Source organism: Falsirhodobacter sp. 20TX0035 (assembly GCF_028307215.1).
GTDB lineage: Bacteria > Pseudomonadota > Alphaproteobacteria > Rhodobacterales > Rhodobacteraceae > Falsirhodobacter.
Map to the genome: position 1 here is coordinate 220,435 of NZ_JAQMHV010000002.1, position 23,423 is coordinate 243,857.

At 68.2% G+C, this 23,423-nt stretch carries 21 protein-coding genes; 10 read left to right on the forward strand and 11 right to left on the reverse strand.

Annotated features, from left to right (window positions below):
- Nucleotides 1–2 precede the first annotated feature (2 nt).
- From PIJ50_RS05095 to PIJ50_RS05140, 10 genes are all read right to left on the reverse strand, one after another.
- Nucleotides 3–893 (reverse strand): ABC transporter ATP-binding protein, encoded by an 891-nt coding sequence (locus PIJ50_RS05095; RefSeq protein WP_271973287.1) that lies wholly within the window; start codon nucleotides 891–893, stop codon nucleotides 3–5.
- On the reverse strand, nucleotides 886–1,881 hold the full coding sequence (locus tag PIJ50_RS05100) for an ABC transporter ATP-binding protein (RefSeq protein ID WP_271973289.1): 996 nt from the start codon (nucleotides 1,879–1,881) through the stop codon (nucleotides 886–888). The genes PIJ50_RS05095 and PIJ50_RS05100 overlap by 8 nt, the downstream gene beginning before the upstream one ends.
- A complete protein-coding gene (locus PIJ50_RS05105; protein WP_271973290.1) occupies nucleotides 1,882–3,048 on the reverse strand; it encodes a M24 family metallopeptidase in 1,167 nt (388 codons plus the stop codon). It abuts the gene before it with no gap.
- The gene (locus PIJ50_RS05110; RefSeq protein ID WP_271973292.1) at nucleotides 3,045–3,884 is read right to left on the reverse strand and encodes an ABC transporter permease; all 840 of its coding nucleotides are present in this window, start codon (nucleotides 3,882–3,884) and stop codon (nucleotides 3,045–3,047) included. The genes PIJ50_RS05105 and PIJ50_RS05110 overlap by 4 nt, the downstream gene beginning before the upstream one ends.
- A gap of 1 nt (nucleotide 3,885) precedes the next feature.
- The gene (locus PIJ50_RS05115) at nucleotides 3,886–4,806 is read right to left on the reverse strand and encodes an ABC transporter permease (RefSeq protein ID WP_271973294.1); all 921 of its coding nucleotides are present in this window, start codon (nucleotides 4,804–4,806) and stop codon (nucleotides 3,886–3,888) included.
- On the reverse strand, nucleotides 4,806–5,660 hold the full coding sequence (locus tag PIJ50_RS05120) for an alpha/beta fold hydrolase (protein WP_271973296.1): 855 nt from the start codon (nucleotides 5,658–5,660) through the stop codon (nucleotides 4,806–4,808). Before PIJ50_RS05120 ends, PIJ50_RS05115 begins: the two co-directional genes overlap by 1 nt.
- A complete protein-coding gene (locus PIJ50_RS05125) occupies nucleotides 5,657–7,078 on the reverse strand; it encodes an NAD(P)-binding domain-containing protein (protein ID WP_271973297.1) in 1,422 nt (473 codons plus the stop codon). The genes PIJ50_RS05120 and PIJ50_RS05125 overlap by 4 nt, the downstream gene beginning before the upstream one ends.
- The gene (locus PIJ50_RS05130; protein ID WP_271973299.1) at nucleotides 7,075–8,040 is read right to left on the reverse strand and encodes a LysR family transcriptional regulator; all 966 of its coding nucleotides are present in this window, start codon (nucleotides 8,038–8,040) and stop codon (nucleotides 7,075–7,077) included. The genes PIJ50_RS05125 and PIJ50_RS05130 overlap by 4 nt, the downstream gene beginning before the upstream one ends.
- Before the next feature lie 146 nt (nucleotides 8,041–8,186).
- Nucleotides 8,187–9,350, reverse strand: a complete 1,164-nt coding sequence (gene argE / locus PIJ50_RS05135) for an acetylornithine deacetylase (RefSeq protein ID WP_271973301.1) — start codon at nucleotides 9,348–9,350, stop codon at nucleotides 8,187–8,189.
- Between the two features lie 143 nt (nucleotides 9,351–9,493).
- Nucleotides 9,494–11,671 carry a TonB-dependent siderophore receptor gene (locus tag PIJ50_RS05140; protein ID WP_271973303.1) on the reverse strand — a complete coding sequence of 726 codons (2,178 nt, stop codon included), beginning with the start codon at nucleotides 11,669–11,671 and terminating at the stop codon, nucleotides 9,494–9,496.
- A 240-nt stretch (nucleotides 11,672–11,911) separates the two neighbouring features.
- Here PIJ50_RS05140 and PIJ50_RS05145 point away from each other — a divergent pair, with 240 nt between their 5' ends.
- The 10 genes from PIJ50_RS05145 to PIJ50_RS05190 all read left to right on the forward strand — a co-directional run bounded on the left by PIJ50_RS05145 (nucleotide 11,912) and on the right by PIJ50_RS05190 (nucleotide 22,015).
- Complete coding sequence (locus PIJ50_RS05145; RefSeq protein ID WP_271973305.1) at nucleotides 11,912–12,883, forward strand: iron-siderophore ABC transporter substrate-binding protein; 972 nt, start codon at nucleotides 11,912–11,914, stop codon at nucleotides 12,881–12,883.
- On the forward strand, nucleotides 12,880–13,890 hold the full coding sequence (locus PIJ50_RS05150) for a FecCD family ABC transporter permease (RefSeq protein ID WP_271973307.1): 1,011 nt from the start codon (nucleotides 12,880–12,882) through the stop codon (nucleotides 13,888–13,890). Before PIJ50_RS05145 ends, PIJ50_RS05150 begins: the two co-directional genes overlap by 4 nt.
- Nucleotides 13,887–14,918, forward strand: a complete 1,032-nt coding sequence (locus PIJ50_RS05155) for a FecCD family ABC transporter permease (protein ID WP_271973309.1) — start codon at nucleotides 13,887–13,889, stop codon at nucleotides 14,916–14,918. Before PIJ50_RS05150 ends, PIJ50_RS05155 begins: the two co-directional genes overlap by 4 nt.
- The gene (locus tag PIJ50_RS05160) at nucleotides 14,915–15,715 is read left to right on the forward strand and encodes an ABC transporter ATP-binding protein (RefSeq protein WP_271973310.1); all 801 of its coding nucleotides are present in this window, start codon (nucleotides 14,915–14,917) and stop codon (nucleotides 15,713–15,715) included. Before PIJ50_RS05155 ends, PIJ50_RS05160 begins: the two co-directional genes overlap by 4 nt.
- 97 nt (nucleotides 15,716–15,812) lie before the next feature.
- Nucleotides 15,813–17,444, forward strand: a complete 1,632-nt coding sequence (locus PIJ50_RS05165) for an ABC transporter substrate-binding protein (protein ID WP_271973312.1) — start codon at nucleotides 15,813–15,815, stop codon at nucleotides 17,442–17,444.
- A gap of 60 nt (nucleotides 17,445–17,504) precedes the next feature.
- A complete protein-coding gene (locus tag PIJ50_RS05170; protein ID WP_271973314.1) occupies nucleotides 17,505–18,485 on the forward strand; it encodes an ABC transporter ATP-binding protein in 981 nt (326 codons plus the stop codon).
- Nucleotides 18,482–19,456 carry an ABC transporter ATP-binding protein gene (locus PIJ50_RS05175; RefSeq protein ID WP_271973315.1) on the forward strand — a complete coding sequence of 325 codons (975 nt, stop codon included), beginning with the start codon at nucleotides 18,482–18,484 and terminating at the stop codon, nucleotides 19,454–19,456. The genes PIJ50_RS05170 and PIJ50_RS05175 overlap by 4 nt, the downstream gene beginning before the upstream one ends.
- A 7-nt stretch (nucleotides 19,457–19,463) precedes the next feature.
- On the forward strand, nucleotides 19,464–20,393 hold the full coding sequence (locus PIJ50_RS05180) for an ABC transporter permease (RefSeq protein ID WP_271973317.1): 930 nt from the start codon (nucleotides 19,464–19,466) through the stop codon (nucleotides 20,391–20,393).
- 13 nt (nucleotides 20,394–20,406) lie between these two features.
- A complete protein-coding gene (locus PIJ50_RS05185; RefSeq protein WP_271973319.1) occupies nucleotides 20,407–21,261 on the forward strand; it encodes an ABC transporter permease in 855 nt (284 codons plus the stop codon).
- A gap of 10 nt (nucleotides 21,262–21,271) precedes the next feature.
- Nucleotides 21,272–22,015, forward strand: a complete 744-nt coding sequence (locus PIJ50_RS05190) for a glycerophosphodiester phosphodiesterase family protein (RefSeq protein ID WP_271973321.1) — start codon at nucleotides 21,272–21,274, stop codon at nucleotides 22,013–22,015.
- 3 nt (nucleotides 22,016–22,018) lie between these two features.
- Here PIJ50_RS05190 and PIJ50_RS05195 read toward each other — a convergent pair whose 3' ends face one another.
- A complete protein-coding gene (locus tag PIJ50_RS05195) occupies nucleotides 22,019–23,335 on the reverse strand; it encodes an FAD/NAD(P)-binding protein (protein WP_271973322.1) in 1,317 nt (438 codons plus the stop codon).
- Nucleotides 23,336–23,423: the final 88 nt, after the last annotated feature.

Genomic DNA, 23,423 nt, shown 5'->3' on the forward strand with positions numbered 1-23,423 from the left:
CTTCAGGGCTGGAGGACGAAATGACCCGGCGCGACCTCGGCCATGGCGGCCTCGCGCGCGGGGATGTTGGCGGACACGTCGAAGATCTCGCGCTTCGGGCGGGGGCGGTCCGGGTCGGGCACGGGGATCGCGGCTAGGAGCGACCGGGTGTAGGGGTGACGCGGGTCGGCGAAGATCTGCTCCACCGGGCCCGTCTCCACGATGCGTCCGCGCAGCATCACGGCGACCCGCTGGCACAGGTAGCGCACCATCGACAGATCGTGCGCGATGAACAGATAGGCGAGCCCCAGCCGGTCCTGCAAATCCTGGAACAGGTTCACGATCTGCGCCTGGATGGACACGTCCAGCGCGGTGATCGGTTCGTCCGCAACGATGAAGGACGGGTTCAGGGCAATGGCGCGGGCGATGTTGATGCGCTGGCGCTGCCCGCCACTGAATTCATGCGGGTATCGCGACATGAACGCGGGGTCGAGGCCGGTCATCCGGAATAGCTCCGCCACCCGGTCGGGATGGGCGTCCTGCTTGTGAACGACCAGCGGTTCGGCCACAAAGGCGCCCACCTTCATCCGCGGGTTCAGCGCGGAATAGGGATCCTGAAAGATCATCTGCATCCGGGCGCGCAGGGGCTTCATCTCGCGCGCGCCCAACCCCGTGATCTCCCGCCCCTCGAACCGGATCGACCCTTCGTCGGCCGGTTCCAGTTGCAGCGTCACGCGGCCGGCGGTGGACTTGCCCGACCCGCTTTCCCCCACCAGACCCAGCGTTTCCCCCGGCATGACGTGGAACGAGATGTCGTTGACCGCATGGGTCACGGGCTTTTCCGCCCCCAGCAGGGTGCGCCCGCCGCCATAGCTGCGGCGCAGGCCCCGGACCTCGATCAGCGGATCAGACATGGCCCGCCTCCTTCAGCGCGGTGGGCAGATCGTACCATGCCGCGACCATGTGCCCATCCCCCACGGATCGCAAGGGCGGAACCTCCGTGTGGCAGCGGGGGGTGGCGAAGGGGTTGCGGGGGGCGAAGGGGTCGCCCTTCGGCGGATCGGCCATGTTCGGCGGCGATCCGGGGATCTGGTAGAGCCGCCTTTGCGCCCGCGCGCCTTCGTCCGGCAGTGACCGCAGAAGCCCCCAAGTATAGGCCGAGCGTGGATCGCGGAACACCGGGCCCACCGGCCCCCGCTCCATGATCCGCCCGCCATACATGACCTGGATCGTATCGGCGAGTTCGGCGACCACGCCCATGTCATGCGTGATCCAGATGACGGTGGTGCCCAGCCGGTCCTTCAGGTCGCGCACCAGATCCAGGATCTGCGCCTGCACCGTCACGTCCAGCGCCGTCGTCGCCTCGTCCGCGATCAGCAGCTTCGGGTTGCAGGACAGGCCGATGGCGATCATCACGCGCTGGCGCATCCCGCCGGAAAACTCGTGCGGATACTGCTTCAGGCGGTCGGCGGGGCGCGGAATGCCGACCAGCTCCAGCAGCTCCGTCGCGCGGGCGTCGGCGCGGCGTCCCTTCAGGTCGGTGTGCCGCTCGATCACCTCGCGCAGCTGCCGCCCCACGGTCAGGACAGGGTTGAGCGAGGACATGGGATCCTGGAACACCATGCCGATCTGCCCGCCGCGCAGGTTCCGCAATTCGCCCTGCGACATGGAAAGAAGGTCGCGCCCCTGAAACAGCACCCGCCCGCCCAGCACCTTGGCGGGCGGCTTCGGCAGCAGCCCCAGCATCGCCAGCACATGCACCGACTTGCCCGAGCCGCTTTCGCCCACGACGCCCAGCGTCTCGCCCTCGTCCAGCGTGTAGCTGACATCGTTCACCGCATGGACACGCCCCGAAGGGGTGTCAAAGGCGACAGTCAGGTTCTCGACCTCCAAGAGCGCCATTCAGACCTCGATATACCCGCCGCGGGACCGCGTGAGGAACTCGTGCCCCGTTTCCGTGATCAGGATCGTGTCCGATATCTGGGTGGCCACCCCCCGGTCCGGCACGCGCAGGTTCGGCTCCAGCGTAAACAGCATGCCGGGTTCAAGGATCACGTCCGTCTTGCCGTCCAGCGAGGTGTGTTCATGCGCGCCAAGGCCGATGGTGTGGCCGATCCGGCCGGGAATGTTCGCGGCATAACCAGCAGCCTCCAGCCCGCGCTTCGTGATGTGGAACAGGTCCGCTAGCGGGGCGCCGGGGCGCATGGCGGGGGCGATGTCTTCGCGGATCTTCAGGATCGTGTCGATCGCGCGGCGGTTCGCGTCCGGCAACGGGCCATAGGCGAAGGTGCGTTCGTTCTCGGCATGGATGCCGTTCGCGATGGCCCAGATGAAGACGGCGACCGCCTCCCCCCGCTGCGGACGGCGTTGCGTGGGGTTGTCGCAGTTGCGGAACATCCGGTCCCCCGCCAGCGCCCAGGTCCAAAGGCCGTTCTGCGCGCCGCCTTCCAGCGATCCGAAATCCGCAACCTCGTGATCCGGCAAGTGCAGCGCCCAGTGCCGGTTCATCGCGGACATGGAGGCGGTGGCGATCTCACGCTCGCTCCCGCCCTGCGCCAGCGCGTCCTGCGCGGCGTCCATGCCGATATCCGCCACCGCGGCGGCGACACGGGCGTTCGCGATCTCGTCCGCGTCCTTTACCAGACGCGCGCGGTCGAAGATGGCAGAGCTGTCCACCAGCTTCGCCTTCGGCAGCAGCTCGGTCAGCAGGCGGTGGCGGGCGACGGGCAGGTAATCCTCCTCCACCCCCAGCACGCCGGCATCCAGACCCTTTTCGGCCAGAATGGCGCGCAGCGCGTCCTGCCAGTTCGGCCCCATGGTGACCTTGGTGGACCATGCGCCGTAAAGCCGGATGTCCTTCACCCAGCTTTCTGACCGGCCGTGATCGTCGCGCAATGCGTGGACAAGGATCACAGGCTCCCCCTCGGCCGGCAGGATCGCGATCACGGGGTGGGAGAAGATGATCGGGTTGAAGCCGGACAGGTAGAAGCTGTGCTCGGGCTTGAAGGTCACGAGCGCGTCGATGCCCTTCGCGGCCATCAGCGTCTTCAGGCGGGAGATGCGGTTCATCGGGCGCTCCTTGTCTTTGGGTCGAAGTAATCGCGCAGCCAGTCGCCGAACAGGTTGACGCCCAGCACGGTCAGCATGATGGCCACGCCGGGGAAGGTGACGGCCCACCACGCGGTGGAGATGTAGGTCCGCCCGTCCGCCAGCATCCGTCCCCAGGACGGGTTCGGCGGCTGCACGCCAAGGCCGAGGAAAGACAGCGCGGCGTCCATCACGATGATCCGCGCCAGTTCCAGCGTGGCCACGACCAGCGCGGGCGTCAGGACGTTGGGCAGGATGTGCCGCAGCATGATCCGCCAGCCGGAGGCCCCGATGGCGCGGGCCGACTGCACGAACTCCCGCTCCCGCAAGGACAGGACCTGCCCCCGGATGATGCGGGCATAGCGGATCCACGAGGTCAGGGCGAGGACCGCCACCACGTTCACCATCGACGGGCCGAGGGCGGCGACGACCAGCAGCGCCAGCATCATCAGGGGGATGGCCAGCTGGATGTCCACCAGCCGCATCAGGATGCGGTCGGTGATCCCGCCCGCATAACCGGCAAGGATGCCAAGGAAGGTGCCGACGATCCCGCCCGCCACCACCGCCGCCCCGGCCACCATCAGCGTGATGCGGCTGCCGTAAACGATGCGGGACAGGATGTCGCGGCCGACCTCGTCCGTGCCTAAAGGATGCGGCCCCCACCAGTCCGGCGGCACCATGCGGGCACGCAAGCTGCCGCGCGTCGGATCCTCCAGCCCCAGCCACGGCGCCAGGACGGCCACCGCGACGAACAGCACGAGGATGACGAACCCCGCCATCCCGACCTTGCTGCGCGCCAGTTCCTTGAAGAAGGTCATGTCAGCGCTCCGCCCGGATGCGGGGGTCCAGCACGCCATAGAGCATGTCGACCGCGAAGTTGATCAGCACGAAGATCGTGGCCACGACGAAGATGCCCGCCTGGATCACCGGAAAGTCGTTGGCCTGGATCGCCTGCAGGATCAGCCGCCCCACGCCGGGCCAGGCGAAGACGGTTTCCGTCACCACTGACCCGCCCAGAAGCTCCCCCGCAAGGATGGCCGTCATGGTCGTGACCGGGATCAGCGCGTTGCGGGCCGTGTGCCACAGGAACACGGTCGTGGGCATCAGCCCCTTGGCGCGGGCGGTGCGTATGTAATCCTCGCGCAGGATGTCCAGCATCGACGACCGCAAAAGCCGCGCGATGGAGGCGGAGACGAACACCGCCAGCGTCAGCGCGGGCAGCACCAGATGCGCGAAGGTGCCGTAGCCCCCGGTGGGCAACCAGCCCAGCGACACGCCGAAATAGAGGATCAGCATGATCCCCAGCCAGAACACCGGCGTCGCCTGCCCCAGAAGGGCCACAGTCATCACGACGAGTTCGGCCACCGTGCCGCGCTTCAGCGCCGCGATGGCGCCCGCGACCGCCCCGATCGCGATGCCCAGCACCATGGCCGATCCGGCCAGCAGCGCCGTGGCGGGCATGCGTTCCCACACCACCGCCAGCGCCGGACGCCCGTGCTGGAACGAGGTGCCGAAATCGCCCTGCACCGCCTGCCACAGGAAGGTCAAATACTGCATCACCAACGGCTCGTTCAGGCCCAGCTGGCTCCGCAGCGCCTCGATCTGCTCGGCGCTGGCGCCCACGGGCAGCAGAAGGGTGGAGGGATCGCCCAGAACGCGCGTGACAAAGAACACGATCGTCACCACGCCCCAGACGGCCAGCAGCGATTCCAGCAGGCGCTTGATCAGGTAGCTGCCCATCAGCCCTCCGTCCGCGCCAGGAAGCCGCGGATATGGGCCACGACCTCGGCGTTCTTCTCGACATGGCAGGAATGGTTGGCGCCGGGCACCTCCCACAGTTCGGCGTTGGGCATCAGTTCGGCGATCAGGCGGGACTGGCTGGGCGGGCAGATCCAGTCCTTTTCGCCGCAGAAGGCCAGCGTGGGTGTCGGCACCGAGCGCAAGGCGTCGCGCAGGTCATGGGCCTTTTCGCGGAACATCTCGTTGTGGGTTTCGGCATGCAGATGCATCGTGCGGGTGCGCTCCAGCGCGGCGTCGGGATCGAATGTCTCGTAATACAGCGGTTGCAGCGCCAGCCAGATCAGCCGCAATTCAATGTCGTCCACGATGTTTTCCGAAAACAGCTTGTCGATCATCGCGGGTGAGGCCGAGGGCACCTTGTCGATCCGCGCCTTGAACGTCTCGATCGCCTCCGCCTCGTGGTGGTGGCTGGGGGCCGTGCCGCGCACGATCAGCCGCGACAGGTGGCGGTGATAATGGACGGCATAGGTCAGCGCGATCATGCCGCCGAAGCTGCCGCCCTGCAGGATGATCTTCCCCTCCTCGCCGCAGAAATGGCGGCGGAAGGCGTCCACGTCGTCGGCATACTGGCGGAAGTTCATGGGATAGGTGATCGTGGACAGCCCGCAGCCGCGCTGGTCATAGGCGATCACGCGGTAGCGGTCGGCCAGAGCCTTGTAGGCGTTCCATTCACCCAGATGGTCCCCGATGCCGCGCCCGCCATGCAGCAGGATGATCGTCTCGGGATGCTCCTCCCCTGCGATGCGATAGCGGAAGGTGCAGCCGTTCAGGGTGATGTAACGTTCGTCGGTCATGCCTGCACCTTCAGCGTCGGGGTGGAATCCGTCCATTCGTCGCCCTGAAGTTCCGGCGTGTCAAACGCCTGCAGCCGTTCGTAATGCACGGCCACATCCTCGGCGAACAGGCTGGCGGCGATGCCGCGCACCAGACGGTCGGCCCCCGCGCTGACGGCCGGAATGTCGCCCGACACCTTGCCATGCGTCAACATGGCCGCGTCGTTGAAGCAGTGGATGTGGGCCAGCAGCGGGCAGGCGCCGGGCACCTTTTCCCGGAACTCGAAATCCGGGCCCAGATCGGGCGCCTCGATCATGTTCTGGCGGGCGGGGCCCATGTCGGGTGTGTAGCGACCATCTGCCCAGTTGCGGATGTGGGGGGCGATGGCGGCGAACTCGTCCCGGCCCGAAAAGTCGTTGGCAAAGCCGGTGGCCGCGATCAGGAAGTCCACCGGCATGGCCCCTTGCGTCGTTTCGATCCGCAGGCGGCCCGCATCCTCGTGCACCGACCGGATGCCGCAATCCAGAAAGAACCGCGCGTTCGGGTGGCGCGACACGCGAAGGGTGGAACTGCGGGGCGGCGGCGTCTGCGTACCGGCGGTGTAGTCCACGAACCGCCAGCGCCACGCGTCGGGCAGCAGGTGCATGCCGTGCACCACGCCTTGGCTGCCGATCCCGGTCATCTTGTTGACGCGCGGCATCTCCTTGCGGCGGATCAGCAGGTCCACCTGCCCCGCCCCCGCCTCCAACGCGGCGGCGGCGTTGTCCATTGACGACGCGCCCGCCCCGATCACCGCCACATGCTTGCCGCGCAGGGCGTCAAAGTCGATGTCATCGGCCGAATGCGCCCAGAAGCGGCGGTCCACGTTCTTCAGGAAGTCCGGCACCGCCGCACCCCCCAGCCCCGACCGCCCCGTGGCCAGCACAAGGCGGCGGCACAACAGGCGGCCGGAGATCGCCCCCTTCACCTCCAGCGCGATCAGGTCGCCGTCAAAGGACAGCTTCGTCATCCGCGTGTCGTTCACCACGGGCAGGTCCAGCACGTGGCGATACCAGACGAGGTAGTCCATCCACATCCCCTTGGGGATCTTGTCCAGCCGCTCCCACTCCGCCTCTCCGTGCTGGGCGGTGAACCAGGCGCGGAAGGTCAGGGCGGGCAGGCCAAGCGCGGGCCCCGCCAGCGCCTTGGGCGATCGCAGCGTTTCCATGCGGGCGAAGGTGATCCACGGCCCTTCCCGCCCCGCGGGGGCGGCGTCCAGCGTCAGGATGTTGGTGATGCCCGTCAGCTTCAGCTTCGCCGTTGCCGCCAGGCCGCACATCCCGGCGCCGATGACGATGACGTCGTGCACGCCTTCCCGCGGCGGCACCCAAGGCTTAGAGGGCAGTTCGAGGTTGCGAAGATCCTCGGCCAGTCGGGTTTCAAGGGCGTGCAGGGTCATCGATCGTCCGTAGGTTCAGGCGGGGTCCAGGCCCCGGCGGCTTCGCCGGCACCGGCCGGGTCCAAGATCTGCAGATCGGGAATGGCCTCGCGGGCCACGGCTTCCGCCGCATCCACCAAGGCGAGGGTCAGGGGCCGCAGCGGGCGCCCCAAGGGAGCGATGACGCCCCAGTGAAACGGCACCGCCACGTCCAGCGGACGGACCACGATGTCGGGCAAGGGCCCGCCATAGGCCGTCACCGGATCGATGATGGCCACGCCCCCGGTCTGGCGGACCATCTGCAACGCGCCAAGGGCCACGTTGGTGCGGATGATCGCCTTCGGCACCAGGCCCCGGGTTTCCATCAGGCGGGCGACGCGGGCCTGGAACCGCAGCGGGTCCAGCATGGTGACCAGCGTCCGCTCGGTGAAGACGGCCAGCGGCACCACATCCTCGGCCGCCAAGGGATCGTCGGCCCGCAGGGCCACGACGTTCGAGGCGGCATACAGGCGCAGAACCTCCAGCCCGGGAACGTCCAGGGGAAGGCTGGAAAACCCGATCTCGGCCCTCCCCGTCCGAACATCCTGCGCCACGGCCGAAGGCACGTGCTGGGCCACATGCACCTCGAACGGCAGATCGCCCGTCACGCGCGCGATGGCGTTCGGGATCAGCCCCCAGGCCATGGCCGCCGTCGCCGCCACCTGAAAGATGCGCCCCTTGCCCCCCGCGATGGCCTTGGCCCGCGCCGCCAGTTCCGTGAACGAGGACAGGAGCCGCCGCGCCTCGATCTCGAAGGCTACCCCTTCCTCGGACAGCTGCACGCGGCGGCCCGTCCGGTGGAACAGCTGAAAGCCCAGCTCCGCCTCCAGATCCTGAATGATGCGCGAGACGGAGGGCTGCGACCGGCCCAGCATGTCCGCGGCCCGGGTGATGCTGCCGCTGGCAGCAACGGCAAGGAAGGTCTGAAGATCACGCGTTTCCATGAGGTCATCATATCCATTTCGGATAAGTCGCCTCAATCCATTTCAAACCGGCATGAGTGAAACGGGACAGGATGCTGCGAAACACGGCAAAGCCGAAACAGATGTCTAAACAAAAAGCAGAAGGCGGAGAATGGTTCCGGCCAACCCTATTGCGCCAGATGCGCCACCAGCCGCTGCATGAAGTCCCAGCCCGCCTCGAACTGCGAGATCTCGAGGTATTCGTCGGGGATGTGCGCCTGCGCGATGTCGCCCGGACCGCAGACCACGGTCGAATAGCCGTTGGCCTGGAAATGCCCGGCCTCGGTCCCGTAGCTGACGACGTTGGTCGAGTTGTCCCCCGTCAGGCCGCGCACCATGGTTTCGGCGGCGCCGTCCGTCTCGGGGCGCAGGGGCGGCACGGTGAAGCCGTCCGTGATCTCGATCCGGGAGCGCGGATCGACCGCCTGCATCCCGGCCTCCACCCGAGCGGCCTCGGCGCGGTAGCGGTCGGCCCAGTCGTCCAGCCGTTCGTCCGCGACGGCGCGGACGCCCAGCGTGAAGCGGCATTCGGCGGCGGTGATGTTGTGCGCCTCGCCCCCCGCGATGGTGCCCACGCTGACGGTGCTGAAGGGCGGATCGAACAGCGCGGCCGTGGCGGTGGGCGTGGCGGCCATCAGGGCGGCGTTCGTCTCGTTCAGCCAGTGCAGGATGCGCCCGGCTTCGTGGATCGCGGACACGCCCACATGCTGGCGCGAGGAATGGACCGGCACGCCGACGATCCGCGTGACAAAGGCGCGGCTGCCCTTGTGGCCCGTCACGACCTTCATCCGGCTCGGCTCCCCCACGATGACGGCGACGGCGCGGGGCAGGTCGCGGGCCATCGCCTCCACCATGGGGATGCAGCCGGCGCAGCCCACCTCCTCGTCAAAGGACAGGGCCAGTTGCAGGGGGCGCCTCAAGCCCGCCTTCACCGCCAGCGGCACGGCCGCGATCGCAAGGGCCAGAAAGCCCTTCATGTCGGCCGCGCCGCGCCCGTAAAGCCGCCCGTCGCGTTCGGTCAGCGTGAACGGGTCGGTGGCCCAGTCCTGTCCGTCCACCGGCACGACGTCGGTGTGGCCTGACAGGATCACCCCGCCTTCCACCTTCGGGCCCACATGCGCGTAAAGGTTCGCCTTGGTCCCGCAGGGCGACGGCACGCGCACGCATTCGGCGCCCCATTCCTCCAGATAGGTCTGCACCCAGTCGATCAGCGGCAGGTTCGTGTCGCGGCTGACGGTGGGAAAGGCGACCAGTTCGGCAAGAATGTCGCGGGCGGTCCGTTCGGCAGGCATGTGTCGGTCCTTGAGCATCGGAAGACGCCATCCTGCACCCATTCCACCCGCAAGGAAAGGCACCCCGACCACCCGGCCCGGCGGCACGCTGGATGACAACGGTGCCAAAGAGGTCGACGCGCTGATGAGCGGGTGCCCGCCCCTTACCAGGTGCGACGGATCGTGGCCGAGATCTCGCGCCCCGGGTTGTAGTAGACGGCCGACCCGCCGGTGTCGTGCTGTTCGTCGAACAGGTTCTTCACGTTCAGCGACAGCGCGGTGTCGGGGGTGACCTCATAGCTGACCGCGGCGTCGTAGATCACGGCCGCCTCGCTCTTGCCGCCCGTGTTGGCGGCGGTGTTGAAATAGGTGCCGGTGTAGCGCGCGCCCAGACCGAAGGTCATGTCGCCCCGCGTGCCATCCCCCGCCAGCGTGTAGTTGGACCACAGCGAGGCGAGGTGGTTCGGCACCTTCTCCAGCTCGTTGCCCTGAAGGCCCGACAGCTCGTCCTGCACCTCGGTGTCGATGTAGGTGTAGGCCGCGATCAGTTCGAGCCCGTCCATCACCTCGGCCCGCGCTTCCAGTTCCAGTCCGCGCGAACGGATTTCCCCCGTCAGGTATTGCAGACCGGTGGACGCGTCGGTGCGGGTGATGTTCTCCTTCGTCAGGTCGAACAGCGCGGCGCTGAACAGGGCGCGCATCGCCTCGGGCTGGTACTTGACGCCGATCTCGTACTGCTTGCCCGTTTCTGGGTCCAGCGTGAGGGTGGAGGCGGGCACGGCCGATTCCGCATAGGTCGCATAAGCCGACAGTTCCGGCGTGATCTTGTAGGTCAGGCCGACGCGGGCGGTGGTCTCGCTAAAATCACCTTCGCTGCGCGCAGTATTTATGAGAAAATCTCCATCAGGTCCACGAGCATACACGTCATTAGGGTCAGTGGGATCTTCTGGGTCATCCAAATATGTCGGCGTTTTCACGCGTTGCCGGATGTCCGTCCAATCGTGCCGTAGCCCCAGAGAGATGATAAATCGATCCGCAATGTCAAATTGCTGCTGGATGTAAATCGCCCGCGTTTCCTCGGAACGGCGGGCGTCATTATAGAAGGGAAGCGTGCTTTCATTCAGCCCGCCAGTATAGTTCGGATTTGTCCAGTCTATCGCGTCCGTTGCAATATAGTAGCCCTGAGCGGTATAGCCTGTGTCGACATACTGCGCCCCCAAGGTTGTCGTGCTATGGGCTGAGCCAAGGTCCGTCTGGTAGGTGAGGCGTGCGTCGGCGTTGAACGTGTGTCCTCGCGTGTCGCCCGAGAAGAACGACCGGCCGATGACCGTCCCCTCCTCGGGCGTGGCGCTCAGGAAGATCATGCCGAAATCGCTGGCCGTGTCGTCATAGCGGGCGTTGCCGCTGAAGGTTAGCCCGCCGCCGAAGTCATGGTCGACCATCACGCTCAGCGACGTCCGCTCATTTCCGACATAGTTGAAGTCCGGCTCTCCCAGGAAGGTTTCGCGGTCCAGATCGGTGTTGAAGGGCAGGCCCGCGCTGGTCGATCCGTCGGACTTCAGGTAATCCGCCACGACGCTGACCGTGGTAGCGTCCGAGGGCCGCCAGCTGAGGCCGCCCATCAGGAGCTTGCCGTCGTCGCGGGAATAGTCCTCCTCGGCGTCCGCATCCTGCACGCGCGCGGTGACGCGGTAGGACAGGGTCGAATCCGGGGTCAGGTTGTCGCCGAAATCGACGCCCGCCTCCTTGTGGCTGAAGGATCCGACAGTGGCATAGGCTTCGCCGAAGCGTTCGGTCTTCGGGGTCTTGGTGACGTAGTTCACCATGCCGCCCGGATCGGACACGCCGAACAGGGTCGTATCAGCGCCCTTCAGGACCTCGACGCGTTCATAGGCGAAGACGTCCTCGCGCAGGTTGTTGGCGCTTTGGCCGCTGCCGCCCACGCGCAGCCCGTCGCGATAGGTGGTCGCGTTGAAGCCGCGGATCTTGAAATAGTCCCAGCGGTCGTCCGACCCGTAGAAGTCCGTCACCACGCCCGCCGTGTATTGCAGCGCCTGTTCGGTGCTTTGCACGCCCCGGTCCCGCAGTTCCTTCTGCGTGATGACGGAGATGGAGCCCGCGGTGTCCAGAAGGTCCGTTCCGACCTTGCCGCCAAAGGACAGGCCCTGCGCGACCACGGTGCTGGAATCGTCATCCGACCCGTCCACGATGATGGGCGCCAGAACCGTGACCTCCTGCGCCAGCGTGCTGATCGGCGCCAGAGCCACCAGCGCGGTGCAGCAGGTCAGAAGGGACAGGCGGCTCGGCAGCCTCCGGCGGTCGGCGGTCATCGGGACTGGCATGATTCTCTTTCATACGATGGGCAATGTGGGGATAGGCTGGCTATCGGCACGGGCCGTCTCGCTTGCCCGGCGCGGGTGCGCCGGCAGAGTCTCTGCATTTCGCGGCTATAGCGGAGGTTTCCGCCCCTGTCTTGCACAAATTGAACGGCCCGGCCCGCGGGTTCGGCCGCCCGGCATCTTGACCGCGGGCGGGGAACATGGAAAAGCCGACGCAAATACTAAACTTTTCCGGAGGAAACCATGCGCCCGTGTCTTCTTGCCGTTCTGTGCCTGTCGCTGTCGGCCGGTGCGGCGCTGGCGCAGGACTTTCCGCTGACGCTGCGCCACGCGCTTGGCACCACGGTGATCCCCGCAAAGCCCCTGCGCGTCGCCACCGTGTCCTGGGCCAACCAGGAGGTGCCGCTGGCCCTGGGCATCGTCCCGGTCGGCATGGCGGCGGCGAATTTCGGCGATGACGACGGCGACGGCGTCCTGCCCTGGGTCAAGGCGCGCCTGGACGAACTGGGCGCCCCCACCCCCGTCCTGTTCGACGAAGGCGACGGCATCGACTTCGAGGCGGTGGCGGGCACCCGCCCCGACGTGATCCTCGCCGCCTATTCCGGGCTGAGCCAGGAGGATTACGACACGCTGAGCAAGATCGCCCCCGTGGTCGCCTATCCCGACACGGCCTGGGGCACCGACTGGCGCGACATGATCCGGATGGACAGCGCGGGCATGGGGATGGCCGCCGAAGGCGACGCGCTGATCGCACAGCTGGACGGCCGGATCGCCGACACCGCCGCCCGCTTTCCCGCCCTGCAGGGCAAGTCCGCGATGTTCGTCACCCATCTGGATTCCCGCGATCTGAGCGTGGTGCACTTCTACACCACCGCCGACGCGCGGGTGAAGTTCTTCCACGACCTCGGCCTCATCTCTCCCAAAAGCGTGGTCGCGGCCTCCACCTCCGGCCGTTTCGCGGGGGAGGTCAGCGCCGAGCAGGTGGACGCCTTCGACGACGTGGACATCGTCGTGACCTATGGCGGGGCGGACCTGAAGGCCGCGCTGGCCAAGGACCCGCTGATGTCGCACATGCCGGCGGTGGCGCGGGACGCCGTGGTGATGCTGAACAACGATCCCATGGGCACGGCCGCCACGCCGACGCCCCTGTCCATCCCGTGGGTGCTGGACGATTACGCGGCCCTTCTGGCCAAAGCCGCCCAGACCCCGGAATGAGCGTGACGGCCCGTTCGGGCGGCCCGCGCGCCCTGTGGCTGGCGGTCGTGCTGGGCGTTCTGGTCCTTTTGTGCGCGGCCTCGGTCGCGGTGGGCACGCGGGACGTGGGCTGGACGGACATCCGCGCCGCGCTGGCGGGGCACGCCGACACCATATCACAGGCTGCGGTGGCGACGCGCATTCCCCGCACGCTGCTGGCCGCGCTGGCGGGCGGGGCGCTTGGGCTGGCGGGGGCGGTGATGCAGGGCGTCACGCGCAACCCCTTGGCCGATCCGGGCATCCTGGGCGTGAACATGGGCGCGTCGCTGGCCATCGTAGTGGGGATCGCATGGTTCGGGCTGTCTTCGTCCCACGCGCAGGTGTGGACGGCGGTTCTGGGCGCGGGGCTGGCGGCGGTGTTCGTTTATGCCATCGGGTCGATGGGCCGCGGCGGGGCGACGCCCCTGAAGCTGGCTTTGGCGGGGGCGGCCACCTCGGTCGCGTTCTCCTCGCTGGTGATGGCGATCGTGCTGCCGCGCGGCGACATCGCGGGCAACGTCCGATCGTGGCAGATCGGCGGCGTCGGCGGCGCCACCTTCGACACGATGGCCCAGGGGCTGCCGGTGCTGATCGCGGGCTTCGTCATCAGCCTGCTGTCGGCACGAAAGCTGAACGCGCTGGCGCTTGGGGACGAACTGGCCGCAGGCCTCGGCGAAAGCGTGGCCTTTGCGCGCGGGCTGGCGGCCCTGGGCGCGATCCTTCTGTGCGGGGCGGCCACCGCGATCTGCGGGCCGATCGGCTTCGTGGGGCTGGTGGTGCCGCATCTGTGCCGCCTTCTGGTGGGGATCGACCACCGCTGGCTCCTTCCCTTCTCCACCCTCACGGGCGGGTGCCTGCTGGTGGCCGCCGACATCGCGGGCCGCATCCTCGCCCGGCCAAGCGAACTGGATGTCGGCATCGTCACCGCCCTGATCGGCGGGCCGTTCTTCATCTGGATCGTCCGGCGGCAGCGGGTGCGCGAGCTGTGAGCGGTCTTGCCCTGTCCGTCGCGGACCACCGCCACCGCCGCACCCGCCAGCGCCGCCGCCTGATCGCGGGGCTGGCGCTGCTGCTGGCGGCCCTGTTCGCGCTGACGCTGATGCTGGGCCAATCCTTCGTGCCGCTGGGCGACGTGATCCGCGTGCTGGCGGGCCAGAACGTGCCCGGCGCCGCCTTCACGGTGGGGGAGCTGCGGCTGCCCCGCGCCCTTCTGTCCCTTCTGGCGGGACTCAGCTTCGGGCTGGGCGGCGCGGCGTTCCAGACGATGCTGCGCAACCCGCTGGCCAGCCCCGACATCATCGGCATCACGTCGGGCGCGAGCGCGGCGGCGGTGTTCGCCATCGTGGTCCTTTCGCTCAGCGGTCCGGCGGTGTCGGTCCTCGCGGTGGCGGTGGGGCTGGGCGTGGCGCTTCTGGTCTATGGCCTGTCCTTCCGCAACGGGGTGGCGGGCACGCGGCTGATCCTCGTGGGGATCGGCGTGTCCTCCATGCTGGACAGCGTGATCGCCTATGTCCTGTCGCAGGCCCCCAGCTGGACCTTGCAGGACGCGATGCGCTGGATGACCGGCAGCGTCAACGGCGCCACGCTGGCCGAGGCGGGGCCCCTCCTTTTGTCGCTTCTGGTCTTCGGCGGCACCCTTTTGTCCCGTGCCCGGGATCTGGAGGCGCTGCGTTTGGGCGACGACACCGCCGCCGCCCTGGGCGTGCGCGTGGCCCGCACCCGCGTCGTGGTGATCGTGACCGCCGTGGGCCTGATCGCGGTGGCCACCGCCGTGACCGGACCCATCGCCTTCGTGGCCTTCCTGTCCGGCCCCATCGCCGCGCGGATCGTCGGGCGCAACGGGTCCGTCCTGCTGCCCGCCGCACTGGTGGGGGGGGTGCTAGTGCTGGCCGGGGATTACGCGGGGCAGTTCCTGCTGCCCGGCCGCTATCCCGTGGGCGTGGTGACCGGGGCGCTTGGCGCGCCCTACCTGATTTACCTGATCGTGCGGGTGAACCGCATCGGAGGATCGCTGTGACCCGGAACGCCCTTCACGTGCGCCAACTCGTGGCCGGATACGGCGACACGACCATTCTGGACGGTCTGGATCTGGACGTGCCGCCCGGCCGGATCACCGCCATCGTGGGGGCCAACGCCTGCGGGAAGTCTACGCTGCTGCGGACCATGGCCCGCCTTCTGTCACCCAAGGGGGGCGAGGTTCTGCTGGACGGCGCCGCCATCCACCGCCTGCCCGCGCGGACGCTGGCCCGGACCTTGGGGCTCCTGCCACAGTCCCCCACAGCGCCCGAAGGCATCACGGTCGCGGATCTGGTCAGCCGCGGCCGCCACCCGCATCACGGCCTGTTCGCCCGCTGGACCCGCAAGGACGACGACGCAATCGCCGCCGCGATGGAGGCCACGCGCACCGCGCCGCTGGCCGACCGCGCGGTCGACGAGTTGTCGGGTGGCCAGCGCCAGCGCGTCTGGATCGCCATGGCCCTTGCACAGGAAACGGAGCTTCTGCTTCTGGACGAGCCGACGACGTTCCTCGACATCAGCCACCAGGTGGAGGTTCTGGACCTTCTGACCGACCTGAACCGCCAGCGCGGCACGACCGTGGTGATGGTGCTGCACGACCTGAACCTCGCCGCCCGCTACGCCGATCACCTTGTGGCCATGGCGGGCGGGCGCGTCCACGCCACGGGCCATCCCGACCAGGTGCTGACGGCCGATATGGTGCGGGCCGTGTTCGACCTGGACAGCCGGATCATGACGGACCCCACCTCGGGCCGGCCGATGATGCTGCCCATCGGGCGGCACGGAATGGTTGGTTAAGGAGAATTCATCGGAACGCCGCAAAAGCATCACCCAACTGTCACGCTTCTGGCAGAAAGGGGTCTCCAAGGTGTCACATGCACTTCCAGAGGGACAAATGCTGATCAACCGCCGTCACACACTCGGGCTTTTCGGTGCCGCCGCCGGCACGCTTCTTCTGCCGCGCCGCATGGTGGCGCAGGGCACGCGCCGCGAGATCACGGTGGCGGTGCAGAAGATCACCAACAACAACACGCTGGACGTCTGGAATGAACAGTCCAACGTGGGCGAGCGGGTGTTCTTCCCCAACATGTGGGAAGGTCTGATCAACCGCGACTGGATGGGCAACCAAGGCCCGGTCGCGGGCTTGGCCACCGAATGGAAGCGCATCGACGACCAGACGATCGAGCTGAAGCTGCGCGAAGGCGTCCGCTTCCACAACGGTGACGAGCTGACGGCCGAGGACGTGGTCTTCTCCTTCTCGGACGAGCGGTTGTTCGCGGGCACCCCGCCCGCCGGCGGCAAGACGCTGTATGAGGAAAACTTCAAGCCGCAGAACGCCAAGGAATTGCCGGCCGCCATCCCCGGCACCGCGCGTCGCCTGTGGCCCGCCCTGCGCGGGGTGGAGGCCGTGGACAAGTACACGGTCCGCTTCCTGAACGCGACGCCCGACGTGACGCTGGAAGGCCGCCTTTACGCCTTCGGCTCGCAGATCGCGAACAAGCGTGCGTGGGATGAGGCCGGAAGCTATGCCGAATGGGCCAACAAGCCCGTCACCACCGGCCCCTACCGGGTGGAGGAGTTCCGCCCCGACGTGTCGCTGACCCTTGTCGCCTTTGACGACTACTGGGGCGGCCGCCCGCCGCTGGCCCGCATCCGCTTCGTGGAGGTGCCGGAAGTCGCCAGCCGCGTGAACGGCCTTCTGTCGGGCGAATACGACTTCGCCTGCGACCTGCCGCCCGACCAGATCGCGACCATTGCCGCCGCCCCGGGGCTGGAGGTGCAGTCGTCGACCATCTGGAACCACCGGATCACCGTCTTCAACAAGCAGAACGAGATCCTGGCCGACCCGCTGGTCCGCCGCGCCTTCACCCATTCGATCGACCGTCAGGCCATCGTGGACGCGCTGTGGGGCGGGCAAACCGCCATCCCCGCGGGCATGCAGTTCGACAGCTTCAAGACCTCGGACATGTTCGTCGAAGGCTGGGGCGTGCCGGAATACAACCCCGAACTGGCGCAGGACCTGCTGAAGCAGGCCGGCTACAAGGGCGACGCGATCCCCTACCGCCTTCTGAACAACTACTACACCAACCAGACCCCCACCGCCCAGATCCTGGTGGAGATGTGGAAGCAGGTCGGCCTGAACGTCGAGATCGAGATGAAGGAGAACTGGGCGCAGATCCACGATCCCGCGGGCACCAAGGGCGTGCGCGACTGGTCGGCCTCCAACAATATCAACGATCCGATCACGCCGCTGGTCGTGCAGTTCGGCCCGAACGGCGAGGCCCAGCAGAAGCGCGACTACTGGAACGACGAGGTGGACCAGCTGTCGCTGGTGATGGAAACCTCCACCAACCACGCCGAACGCAAGAAGGCCATCGCGCGCATGCTGCAGATCACGGAGCGTGAAGACCCCGCCTTCACCGTCCTGCACCAGAACGCGGTCTTCACCGGCATGAAGTCGGAGCTGAACTGGAAGGCCGCCCCGGCCTTCGCCATGGATTTCCGCGCCGAGAACTGGAACGCGTGATCCCCGCCGGGGGTGGGCGGCTCCCATCCCCGGCACGACGACCCAAGAAAGGAGGGGCGCATGTCGTTTGTCTCGCTCCGTGACCTGCGCGTCAGCTTCGACGGCGTGCCGGTTCTGCACGGCATCGATCTGGACATCGCGAAGGGCGAGGCCGTGGGCCTTGTCGGCGAAAGCGGGTGCGGCAAGTCCGTGACTTGGCTGGCGGCCCTTGGCCTTCTGCCGGGCAAGGCCCGCGTCTCCGGCTCCGTCCGGCTGGAGGGGGAGGAGTTGATCGGCGCGCCCCGTCCTGCCGTGGAAAAGGTGCGCGGCGCCCGGATCGCGATGATCTTTCAGGACCCGTCCTCGTCTCTCAACCCCGTGCACCGGGTGGGGCGCCAGATCGGTGAAAGCCTGCGCCTGCATCGGGGCCTGCGCGGGGCCGCGGCGCGGGAGGAGGCGATCCGCCTGATGGACATGGTGGGCATCCCCGCCGCCCGCACCCGGATCGACCTTTACCCGCACGAGTTTTCCGGCGGGCAGTGCCAGCGCATCATGATCGCCATGGCGCTGGCGGGCCAGCCCGACCTTCTGATCGCGGACGAACCGACCACGGCGCTGGACGCCACGATCCAGGCGCAGATCCTGGATCTTCTGGCCAGCCTGCGCCGCCAGACCGGGATGGCGATGGTCTTCATCAGCCACGATCTGGGCGCCGTGTCCGCCGTCTGTGACCGCGCGGCCGTGATGTATGCCGGGCGCATCGTGGAACGCGGCGACGTGTCGGCCCTGTTCGCGGCGCCGCAGCACCCCTACACCCACGGCCTGTTCGCCGCGATCCCCGAGATCGACGCCGACCGCCGCCGCCTTCAGCCGATCGAAGGCACGGTGCCCGACCCAAAGCACCTGCCCCCCGGCTGCGCCTTCGCCCCCCGCTGCCCCCGCGCCACCGGTTTCTGCCGCGAACACCTGCCCGACCTGAAACCGCAGGCGGCGGGGGGCGAGGTCGCCTGCTTCTACCCCGTGTCCCTGACCCAGCCCCACCGCGAAAAGGCCCTCGCATGACCGTTCTTCTGCAGGCCGAGGGTCTGGTCCAGCAATACGCCACTGCCCGGTCGATGTTCGGCGCCACGTCCCATGTGCGCGCGGTGGACGGGATCGACCTTTCGGTGCGCGAGGGGGAGATCCTGGGCATCGTTGGCGAAAGCGGATCGGGCAAATCCACGCTGGGCCGGATGCTTCTGGGGCTGGAGGCGCCCTTTGCCGGGCAGGTGCGCTGGCAGGGCCGGCCGATGCCCGCCCCGCGCACAAAGGAATGGCGCCGCCTGCGGGCGGAAATGCAGCTGATTTATCAGGACCCGCTGGCCGCGCTGGACCGCCGCCTGACCATCGCCCGCCAGATCGCCGAACCGCTGGAGATCCACGGCGTGCCGCAGGGCGACATCCGCCCGCGCGTCGACGCGCTGATGGCGCAGGTCGGCCTGCGCCCGGATCAGGCGGACCGCTATCCGCACGAACTTTCGGGCGGGCAGCGCCAGCGGGTCGTGATCGCCCGCGCGCTGGCGACAAGGCCACGGTTCCTTGTCTGCGACGAACCCGTCTCGGCGCTGGACGTGTCGATCCAGGCGCAGGTGGTGAACCTGCTGCGCGACCTGCAGGAACAGCAATCCCTGACCATGGTCTTCATCAGCCACGACCTGAAGGTCGTCCGCAACATCTGCGACCGCGTGGCCGTGATGTATCTGGGCCGCGTGGTGGAGGAAGCGCCCTCGGACCAGATCTTCTCGGACCCGCGGCACCCCTACACGCAGGCGCTCGTCTCCTCCATCCCCCGGGCGGGGCAGGGTCTGGGCGGGCGGATCATCCTGTCGGGCGAACCGCCGAACCCGGCGCAGCGCCCGTCGGGCTGCGCCTTCCACCCCCGCTGCCGCTTCGCCCTTCCCGCCTGCGCCGCCACCGAACCCGCGCTGGCGCGGCATGACGGGCGGCTCGCGGCCTGCCTCCGGCTGGACGAACCCCTTCCCTCCGCCGCCTGAGGATCCCATGGCCACCTACCTCCTGACCCGGCTGCTGCGCGCCTTTCTGACCATCGTGCTGGTCATGACCTTCGCCTTCGTTGTCCTGCGCCTGTCGGGCGATCCCGCGCAGATCATGCTGGGCCCGGACGCCCCGCAGGACGCCATCGACGCGTTCCGCGCCCGCTGGGGCCTCGACGATCCGCTGTGGAAGCAATACCTCGCCTACCTTCAGCAGCTTCTGAACGGCGATTTCGGCGTGTCGATGCGCGACGGCTCTCCCGCGCTGGCGCTGGTGATGGAGCGTGTGCCGGCCACACTGGCCCTGACCCTGCCCGCGCTGATGCTGAAGCTGTGCATCGGCATCCCGGCGGGCGTTTACGCCGCGCTGCACCGCGAATCCATCGCCGATCGCGGGGTGATCCTTTTGTCGATCTTCGGCTTCACCATCCCGTCCTTCGTGCTGGGCCTTGTGCTGGTGCTGATCTTCGCCGTGACGCTGGACTGGCTGCCCTCGGGCGGGCAGGACACGTGGCGGCACGCGATCCTGCCCATCGCCACCCTGTCCATCGGCGGCATCGGCATCCTCGCCCGCTTTTCCCGTTCCGCCATGATCGAGGTTCTGGGCCAGCCCTACATCCGCACCGCGATGGCCAAGGGCCTGCCCTGGCGCGACGTGGTGTGGAAGCACGCGCTGCCCAACGCCGCCGTGCCCATCGTCACGCTGGTGGGCTTCATGGTCGGCGCGCTGATCGCGGGGGCCGTGGTGGTGGAAAGCATCTTTTCCTGGCCCGGCGTGGGACGGCTGATCGTGGTGTCCGTGTCGAACCGCGATCTGGCCGTCGTGCAGTGCCTGCTTCTGGTGATCGCGGCCTCCATGGTGGTCGCGAACCTTCTGGTCGATCTGGCCTACGGCCTTCTGGACCCGCGCCTGCGCGCGGCCCGTCCCGCACATTGAAACGGAGGTTTGCATGACCACGGCCACCGCCAACCCGCCTTTGGTCCGCCGCCTGCGGCTGAAGGTCCCTGCCCTTGTGCTGCTGGCGGGCGTCTGGATGGCGCTGATGGTGGGCGTCGCGATCTTCGCCGACCAGCTGCGCCCGTACGAGATCACGCGCATGGACCTGATGGCCCGCCTTGCCCCCATGGGCACGCCCGGCCACATCCTCGGCACGGACGAACTGGGGCGCGACGTGCTGTCCCGCCTTCTGCAATCCATCCGCATGTCGTTGGTGATCGCCTTTGGCGCCACGATCCTGTCGGCCGTGTTCGGCACCACGCTGGGGTTCCTGGCCGCGCAGTTCCGCGGCTGGGTCGAACATCTGGTCATGGCGCTGGCGGATTTTCAGGCCGCCCTGCCCTTCATGATCATGGCGCTGTCGGTGCTGGCCTTCTTCGGCACCTCCATGGTGCTTCTGGTCGGCCTGATGGGGTTCTACGGCTGGGAACGCTACGCCCGGATCGCGCGCGGCCTCGCGATCTCCGCCTCGGCGCAGGGCTACGCCTCGGCCGTTGTGCAACTGGGGGCGACGCCCGGTCGCGTCTACCTCAAGCACATCCTCCCCAACGTCGCCTCCACCCTGATCGTGTCGATGACGCTGACCTTCCCCGAGATCATCCTGATGGAATCCGGTCTCAGCTTCCTCGGCCTTGGCGTGCAGCCGCCAGAATCCTCTTTGGGCAATATGGTGGGCTTCGGGCGGGAATACCTGACGCGGGCGCCGTGGATCATGCTCGCCCCGTCCGTCGTGATCGTGCTGACCACGCTGTCGATCTCGTTGCTGGGGGACTGGCTGCGCGACACGCTTGACCCCACCATCCGGTAAGGACACCCACATGAAGATCATGGCCCATCGCGGTGCCCGCAACCTTTGGGCGGAAAACTCGCTTCTGGGATTCCGCGAAACGGTGGCGCTCGGCTTCGACGCGATCGAGTTCGACCTGCACCTGACCGACGCGGGCGAACTGGTGGTGATCCACGACGCCACGCTGGACCGCACGACGACCGGCACCGGCCCGGTGCGCGCCCTGACGCCGGACAGCCGCCGCGTCCTGCGCCTGAAGGGGCCGGACGGGGCCCTGATCGACGAAGGTGTCCCCTCGTTCGACGAAGCGCTGGACGTTCTGGCCACCGGCACGGCCGACCTTTACGTGGAGCTGAAGGCCGACGAAGCCGGACGCCCCTATCCCGGCATGGTCGCCCGCGTGGCCGGCATCCTGCGCGCTCGGGGCCTTGAGGATCGGTCGGTCCTGCACAGCTTCGACATCGCCGTGGTGGAGGAGGTGCGCGATCTGGCGCCCGACTTCCGCCGCCTGATCTCGGTCAACCGCGAATGGGCCGACCGTCAGGGAGGGATCGCCACCTTCCTGCGCCATGTGGACGGTCTGGTGGACGTGGTCGGCGTCCACCACGAACTGTTCGAGGCGGAGCTGGACACCATCCGATCCCTGCGCCCGATGGAGGTGATGTCGGTCTGGACCATCAACGACCCGGATACGATCCGCCGCTGGATCGCCCGTGATCCGGGGTTCCTTGTCTCGGACGATCCGGTGCTGGTGCGGACCCTGATGGCAGGCTGAGCGTCAGCCGGCCACCGCCGGCACCGCCGGATCGGGTATCGCCAGCTGCACCGCCTGTTCGCGGATGTCGGGAATGGCCGTGACCTCCCACAGCGCCGCACGGGCGACAGGGCCGACGGCCAGAAGGCGCGGCTGCGGCTGGCCGTCGCGCCCGATCAGGTGCCCCGCGGGCGTCACGTCCAGCCCGATGCGCAGCGGGTCCATCCGGGCTACGCCCTGTTCCAGCAGATCCCGCACAAGGGGCGATCCGTGGGTGGCCGGATCGCGCAGGATGCCCCGGCAGTCGATGATCCGGGCCGCGTCCAGCCGCGTTTCGGTTCCGTCGGGCGCGCGCAGATGGGCCACCCCCGGCTCTGCCCGCCGGAAGGTGCCGCGTCGAATCTCCAGCTGGCCGCTGTCCATCGCGGCGCGGATCCGCGCCCCCGATCCGGGCGGGATGCGGTGGCGGTGGATCCCCCACCAGGACGCCGCGTGGCGCAGGAACCGCCGCCGCTGATCCTGCGACATCGCCTGCCACAGGGCCTGCGCGTGGGGGCGCAGGCTGTCCACCGTGTCGCGCCACGTGCCGCCCGCAGCCTCGGCCTCCCGCGCGTGCCGCCGCACCCAGTGCAGAAGCTGGCTGACCGGGCCGCCCACCGGCGGGTGAATCGCGTGAACCTCGGGCACGCCCTCGTCGTGCGGCAGGGGCAGAAGGCCGCGCCGGGACACGGCAACGATCGGGCCGCGATGCCTGCCGTTCAGCAGCGACAGCGTCTGGTCCACCATGCTGAGGCCGGTGCCGATGATGACCACCCGCCCGTCCGTCGCGGCCGCGCCGTCGAAGCGCCACGCGTTGTCCAGACCCGCCTCCTCGGCCGCAAGCGCGTGGCCGGTGGCCAGCAGCGCGCGGTCCGCATCCACCGCCCGCCCGTCGTCCAGCGTGGCCGTCACGCCCGCCGCCCCGGGGCGCAGGCGCACGACTTCCCCCTGCACAAGGGTCAGGCGCGGATCGTTCCGCCACGGACGCAGCAGGTCCTGCATGTAGCGGCCATAGGTGGCGCGGCTGACAAACCCGTCCGGCCGCGCGGGCAGGCCGTTCGCCGCCAGCCAGTCCATGAAGTCGTCGGGGCGGTCGGAATAGGCGCTCATGCTCGCCACGCGGGTGTTCAGAAGGTGGTCGGCGTCGCGCGTGGAATAGGCGATGCCATGGCCGAACGCCGCGTCCCGGCCCACCAGCGTCACCCGCCGGCCGGATCGGGACAGGATCTGCGCGGCCATGATCACGCCCGTCGCCCCGCCCCCGATGACCAGATCATGCGCGTCGTTCTGGGTCTTCGTCATGGCAGGCTCCTCCTTATGCCGGACGCCATTCACGAAGATGCGGCCGTTCCAGTCTTTTGTTCCGCATGGGTCGGGGGATCAAGGAAAT

What these genes read in the sequence shown, in the direction of transcription:
- PIJ50_RS05095 (WP_271973287.1), bottom strand. Translation starts at nt 893, where the DNA reads ATGTCTGATCCGCTGATCGAGGTCCGGGGCCTGCGCCGCAGCTATGGC.
- PIJ50_RS05100 (WP_271973289.1), bottom strand. Translation starts at nt 1,881, where the DNA reads ATGGCGCTCTTGGAGGTCGAGAACCTGACTGTCGCCTTTGACACCCCT.
- PIJ50_RS05105 (WP_271973290.1), bottom strand. Translation starts at nt 3,048, where the DNA reads ATGAACCGCATCTCCCGCCTGAAGACGCTGATGGCCGCGAAGGGCATC.
- PIJ50_RS05110 (WP_271973292.1), bottom strand. Translation starts at nt 3,884, where the DNA reads ATGACCTTCTTCAAGGAACTGGCGCGCAGCAAGGTCGGGATGGCGGGG.
- PIJ50_RS05115 (WP_271973294.1), bottom strand. Translation starts at nt 4,806, where the DNA reads ATGGGCAGCTACCTGATCAAGCGCCTGCTGGAATCGCTGCTGGCCGTC.
- PIJ50_RS05120 (WP_271973296.1), bottom strand. Translation starts at nt 5,660, where the DNA reads ATGACCGACGAACGTTACATCACCCTGAACGGCTGCACCTTCCGCTAT.
- PIJ50_RS05125 (WP_271973297.1), bottom strand. Translation starts at nt 7,078, where the DNA reads ATGACCCTGCACGCCCTTGAAACCCGACTGGCCGAGGATCTTCGCAAC.
- PIJ50_RS05130 (WP_271973299.1), bottom strand. Translation starts at nt 8,040, where the DNA reads ATGGAAACGCGTGATCTTCAGACCTTCCTTGCCGTTGCTGCCAGCGGC.
- argE (WP_271973301.1), bottom strand. Translation starts at nt 9,350, where the DNA reads ATGCCTGCCGAACGGACCGCCCGCGACATTCTTGCCGAACTGGTCGCC.
- PIJ50_RS05140 (WP_271973303.1), bottom strand. Translation starts at nt 11,671, where the DNA reads ATGCCAGTCCCGATGACCGCCGACCGCCGGAGGCTGCCGAGCCGCCTG.
- PIJ50_RS05145 (WP_271973305.1), top strand. Translation starts at nt 11,912, where the DNA reads ATGCGCCCGTGTCTTCTTGCCGTTCTGTGCCTGTCGCTGTCGGCCGGT.
- PIJ50_RS05150 (WP_271973307.1), top strand. Translation starts at nt 12,880, where the DNA reads ATGAGCGTGACGGCCCGTTCGGGCGGCCCGCGCGCCCTGTGGCTGGCG.
- PIJ50_RS05165 (WP_271973312.1), top strand. Translation starts at nt 15,813, where the DNA reads ATGCTGATCAACCGCCGTCACACACTCGGGCTTTTCGGTGCCGCCGCC.
- PIJ50_RS05170 (WP_271973314.1), top strand. Translation starts at nt 17,505, where the DNA reads ATGTCGTTTGTCTCGCTCCGTGACCTGCGCGTCAGCTTCGACGGCGTG.
- PIJ50_RS05175 (WP_271973315.1), top strand. Translation starts at nt 18,482, where the DNA reads ATGACCGTTCTTCTGCAGGCCGAGGGTCTGGTCCAGCAATACGCCACT.
- PIJ50_RS05180 (WP_271973317.1), top strand. Translation starts at nt 19,464, where the DNA reads ATGGCCACCTACCTCCTGACCCGGCTGCTGCGCGCCTTTCTGACCATC.
- PIJ50_RS05185 (WP_271973319.1), top strand. Translation starts at nt 20,407, where the DNA reads ATGACCACGGCCACCGCCAACCCGCCTTTGGTCCGCCGCCTGCGGCTG.
- PIJ50_RS05190 (WP_271973321.1), top strand. Translation starts at nt 21,272, where the DNA reads ATGAAGATCATGGCCCATCGCGGTGCCCGCAACCTTTGGGCGGAAAAC.
- PIJ50_RS05195 (WP_271973322.1), bottom strand. Translation starts at nt 23,335, where the DNA reads ATGACGAAGACCCAGAACGACGCGCATGATCTGGTCATCGGGGGCGGG.